Origin of the sequence: Streptomyces sp. (genome assembly GCF_036566765.1) — a bacterium.
Lineage (GTDB): Bacteria > Actinomycetota > Actinomycetes > Streptomycetales > Streptomycetaceae > Streptomyces.
Window position 1 is genome coordinate 1 of sequence record NZ_DATCVQ010000018.1, and the last position, 3551, is coordinate 3551.

Here is a 3551-nt window from a genome sequence, read left to right on the forward strand (position 1 = left end):
TCTTCCTTGTAAGGGAAGTCAAACCTGCAGGTCACAGGCTCTTACGGGACCAACGTAGCAGGAAACGGGTTCATTTGGGAACCCCGGGGTACGCCTGAGGTGGTTGCTCCTGCCGCTCTCCTGCCGCTCCAAGCGCGGCCCTCGCCTGGTCGAACCTCGCCTCGGTCGCGTGGACGTACCGCGCAACCGACTGGCGAGACGCATGGCCCATCAGCGCCGCGATCTGGCCCTCCGGCATCCCCGCCTCCCCCAGCCACGACCCGTACGTGTGGCGCAGGTCGTGCGGCGTGGGTTGCGGATCCGGCAGCTTCGCTCCTGGCCGCGCGGGAACGGCAGGAGTCGCCGCCCGGCCGCGAACGGCCCGCTTGGCCTCGACTGCCGGCGCCCCGTAAAGCGCCGGATACCACACCCGAGTGAGCCAATTGCCGTAGTAGATCCGCCCACCATTCGGTGATGTGAACACCAGTCCGTCGTCCGGAGCGGGGATCAGCTGCGACAGGCTCACCACGAGCTCGTCGGTCAACGGCACCAACCTCACCCCGGCGTCGGTCTTCGGCCGCTTCTCGGTGCCCTTGCGCGGCTGCACCTTCGCCACCTGGAGCCGCTTGCGCAGCAGGTCGACCCGGAACCTCCGCAGCCCCGCGGCCTCCTGGAAGCGGAGGCCGCAGTACAGCAGCAGCGACACGAACACCCGGTCCTCACCGGAGAACTGCGCGAGCAACCTGTCGGCCTCGTCGCGGGTGAGGACCCGGTCGATGTGCGGCGGTGGCGGGGTCGCCCTCACCCCGTCTGCCGGGTTGACGGTCAGCAGCCTGTGTTTCACCGCGTCCCGCAGGATCTGGCGCAGCAGCCGCAGCGACGACCGTGCCGTCTCCGCACCCACTCCCCTGGACTCTAGTTCGGACACCCACGCCTCGACGTCCCACGACTGAATCGACGCCAGCGGCCAGGAACCGAACTTCGGCTCGACGTGGTTGCGCCACCACGAGTCCGTCTTCTCCCGCGTGGCGACCTCCACCCTGCGGGTCTGCTGCCACTTGGCCTGCCAGTCCGCGAGCGTCACCTTCCCGGCGTGCGGGTTGACCCACTCCCCGCGCCGGATCTTCGCCTCCTCGTCCGCAGCCCAGGTCTGCACGACCTTCTTCAGTGGGTCGGACTTGGAGAACCGGTCACCGGATGGATGGCGGACCGTGGCCTGCCACAGGCCGGACCTCAGCTTGCGGACGTGCGCCATCAGGTGGCGCCCGACTTGCTCACGGCCACCAGTCCCGCCTCGCTGCCGCACGCAGGGCAGCGCTGCACAGGGAACGGCACCACCACAGGCCGCGCCGGCTGCTCCTGCCCGCGGTCCTCGTAGCCCTGGTCGTAGCCCTCCTCCATCCCCCGCTCGTAGGCGACGTTGTAGATCTCGTCGGCGGCGAGGTTCTTCTGCTCGAGCCGCTTGAACGTCATCAGGATCGTCCCCATGATCAGCAAGACGATGCCGACCCTCTCCGGGTCGAAATCGTTCACGTTCCCCCAGGCCAGAGCTACCGCCCCCACGCCAGCCAGCACGCCGCCGATGAGCCCCAGTTTTGACGGTTTGTTCAGCCTCACGACCCAGCCCCTTCCGAACATGTTGATCCAGAGACGGCGCTGCGGTCTACGCCGCTTAGAAGTCCTATCTGTTTGGGGACCCGAAAGGTTACGCATACCACATGTCTCGATTCGATTACGATGCGTGTCGGTGATTGTCATTGCCAACGCCGCTCTGGCAAGGGGTTCGGGTCCGAGAACAGGTCGAGCGTCACCCGGATCAGGTCCGGATCGGCCCCCGAGTTGCGGATCTTGCGCATGTCGCCCACGCCGATGTAGATGAGCCAGTCGGCCGGCAGTCCCAGCTTCCCGCCCATGGCGCGCAACATCGTCTCGCTCACGTCCGCATCGGCGGCCTTGATCCGTTTGATGGTGGGCAGCCGCGGACGGCCGGGGGCGGCACCGAGAGATCTTGTGCTCAGCCCACGGCGGGCGATCTCGTCAGTAACGAATCGAGCGATGCGAGCGCGTCCGTGTCTGTCGATCATGTAGAGGATCATGGCAGACCATCCCGGTTCATCTCGGTTCATATGGGTTCATCTTCGCAACGGTAACTGATGGGTCGCGGTCCCGCAATAGCCCCTTTGGACCCACATGATCCCAAAACAATCCGCATTGGACCCTTGCGTCGGAGCGCCACCGGGCGTAACGTCTCCGTTGTGAACTCAAAAGAGCCCACAAGGACCCAGGGCCTACTCCTCAAGAAAGGCCCCAAACCGGTGCCGTGCGGCTTCCGCGTCGCGATCGGCTTCCTGGTCCTCGTCGGGGCCCTACTGACAGGACTGGTGATCTGGTGAAGAAGCCGAGCGAGACGACCGCTGAGAAGCGCCTCCTGACGGTCAGCGAGGTCGCGAAGGTGCTGGGCTACAAGTCCGTCAACCCGGTCTACAAGCTCATCACCGACGGCGAGCTGCCGAGAGTGAACCTCCCCGTCCGCGGCGGAACCCGCGTCGATGAGAAGGACCTCGACATCTTCATCGAGCGCCGCAAGCGCGTCGCCTAGACCCCGGTCGGCGTTGGTAGCTGCACCCTCCCCCCAGGGTGCCGGGCTTCCCTCCAGTCCCTGGCGCCGACCGGTCTCCAACTTCACAGCAGCCAAGAAATGCAGCGACCCACTCGCTGCCGCCAAGACAAAACGAGTGGGTCACCGACTAAAGGGGAGTGTAGCAATGGGAGTCTTCGACAGCTTCAAGCGAGCGAACGAGGTCATCGAGCAGGCGCGCCGCGACGTGGCGAAGCCGCAGCGGGACGACCTCGCGGCCCGGCGTCAGCAGAAGAACCAGGGCGGCAAGCGATGACGCCCGCCGAGGAACTGACCGCAGCCGCCGACAGGCTCAATGAACTTGTCGCCAAGGCCACGCCGGGTCGCTGGAAGCTTTGGGGGATGGAAGTCCTCGCCGACATTGACGGCACATCCAACGTGGACACCGCCCTACCAGTAGCACGCACCTCCCACGAGGCCGGACTGCGGACCTTCAACGCCACCTACATCGCCGCGATGAACCCGCTGGTCGGGAAGGCGCTAGCCGAGTGGCTGCGAGTCGAGGCGAGGCGGTACGCCAAGCATCCCCCGAATGTGCAGGACTTCTTTGCCGGAGACATCGAGGGCGAAGAGCGCGAGCTGGACTACTGCGTCCGGATCGCCCGGCTGATCAACGGGAGCCGGTCGTGACCGCCCCGGGGCCGTACGAGGCGGGCGAGACCGGGCGCGTGTACCAGATCGCGCACGAGCTGTTCGCCGAGAACCTGTCCATGGTGACGAACCTGTTCCTCCACCACCCGCACCTGCAGGCCACCTCGGTGACCGTGAAGAACGGCCGGGTCGAGATCGTGGCCGACGGCATCCACGGGGTGCTGAAGGAGTGGGCCCGCGCCCTGCCGGAGCACACGGCCGACGTGGCGCTGTACAGCAACCACAACGGCGTCGGCCTGGAGGACGTGCTCCACGCGGGGCACACCACGGTCCACGTCCGCCG

General features: G+C 66.4%; 7 protein-coding genes. 4 read left to right on the forward strand and 3 right to left on the reverse strand.

Going from position 1 to position 3551, the window contains the following annotated elements; translation table 11 throughout:
* Positions 1 to 70 precede the first annotated feature (70 nt).
* The 3 genes from VIU94_RS00970 to VIU94_RS00980 all read right to left on the reverse strand — a co-directional run bounded on the left by VIU94_RS00970 (position 71) and on the right by VIU94_RS00980 (position 2075).
* On the reverse strand, positions 71 to 1234 hold the full coding sequence (locus tag VIU94_RS00970; RefSeq protein ID WP_331906449.1) for a tyrosine-type recombinase/integrase: 1164 nt from the start codon (positions 1232 to 1234) through the stop codon (positions 71 to 73).
* A complete protein-coding gene (locus tag VIU94_RS00975; RefSeq protein ID WP_331906451.1) occupies positions 1234 to 1596 on the reverse strand; it encodes a hypothetical protein in 363 nt (120 codons plus the stop codon). Before VIU94_RS00975 ends, VIU94_RS00970 begins: the two co-directional genes overlap by 1 nt.
* A gap of 137 nt (positions 1597 to 1733) precedes the next feature.
* Entirely contained in the window at positions 1734 to 2075 is a 342-nt protein-coding gene (locus VIU94_RS00980; protein ID WP_331906453.1) for a hypothetical protein, read from the reverse strand.
* 293 nt (positions 2076 to 2368) lie between these two features.
* Here VIU94_RS00980 and VIU94_RS00985 point away from each other — a divergent pair, with 293 nt between their 5' ends.
* The 4 genes from VIU94_RS00985 to VIU94_RS01000 form a co-directional block, all read left to right on the forward strand.
* Positions 2369 to 2578: a helix-turn-helix transcriptional regulator gene (locus VIU94_RS00985; RefSeq protein ID WP_331906455.1), complete on the forward strand. Its 210-nt coding sequence runs from the start codon at positions 2369 to 2371 to the stop codon at positions 2576 to 2578.
* 166 nt (positions 2579 to 2744) lie between these two features.
* Positions 2745 to 2873: a hypothetical protein gene (locus VIU94_RS00990; RefSeq protein WP_331906457.1), complete on the forward strand. Its 129-nt coding sequence runs from the start codon at positions 2745 to 2747 to the stop codon at positions 2871 to 2873.
* Positions 2870 to 3247, forward strand: coding sequence for a hypothetical protein (locus VIU94_RS00995; protein WP_331906459.1), 378 nt, complete (start codon positions 2870 to 2872; stop codon positions 3245 to 3247). Before VIU94_RS00990 ends, VIU94_RS00995 begins: the two co-directional genes overlap by 4 nt.
* Positions 3244 to 3551, forward strand: a 308-nt coding sequence (locus VIU94_RS01000; RefSeq protein ID WP_331906461.1) for a hypothetical protein, incomplete at its 3' end; no start/stop codon positions are given. The genes VIU94_RS00995 and VIU94_RS01000, both read left to right, overlap by 4 nt.

What these genes read in the sequence shown, in the direction of transcription:
- VIU94_RS00970 (WP_331906449.1), bottom strand. Translation starts at nt 1,234, where the DNA reads ATGGCGCACGTCCGCAAGCTGAGGTCCGGCCTGTGGCAGGCCACGGTC.
- VIU94_RS00980 (WP_331906453.1), bottom strand. Translation starts at nt 2,075, where the DNA reads ATGATCCTCTACATGATCGACAGACACGGACGCGCTCGCATCGCTCGA.
- VIU94_RS00990 (WP_331906457.1), top strand. Translation starts at nt 2,745, where the DNA reads ATGGGAGTCTTCGACAGCTTCAAGCGAGCGAACGAGGTCATCGAGCAG.
- VIU94_RS00995 (WP_331906459.1), top strand. Translation starts at nt 2,870, where the DNA reads ATGACGCCCGCCGAGGAACTGACCGCAGCCGCCGACAGGCTCAATGAA.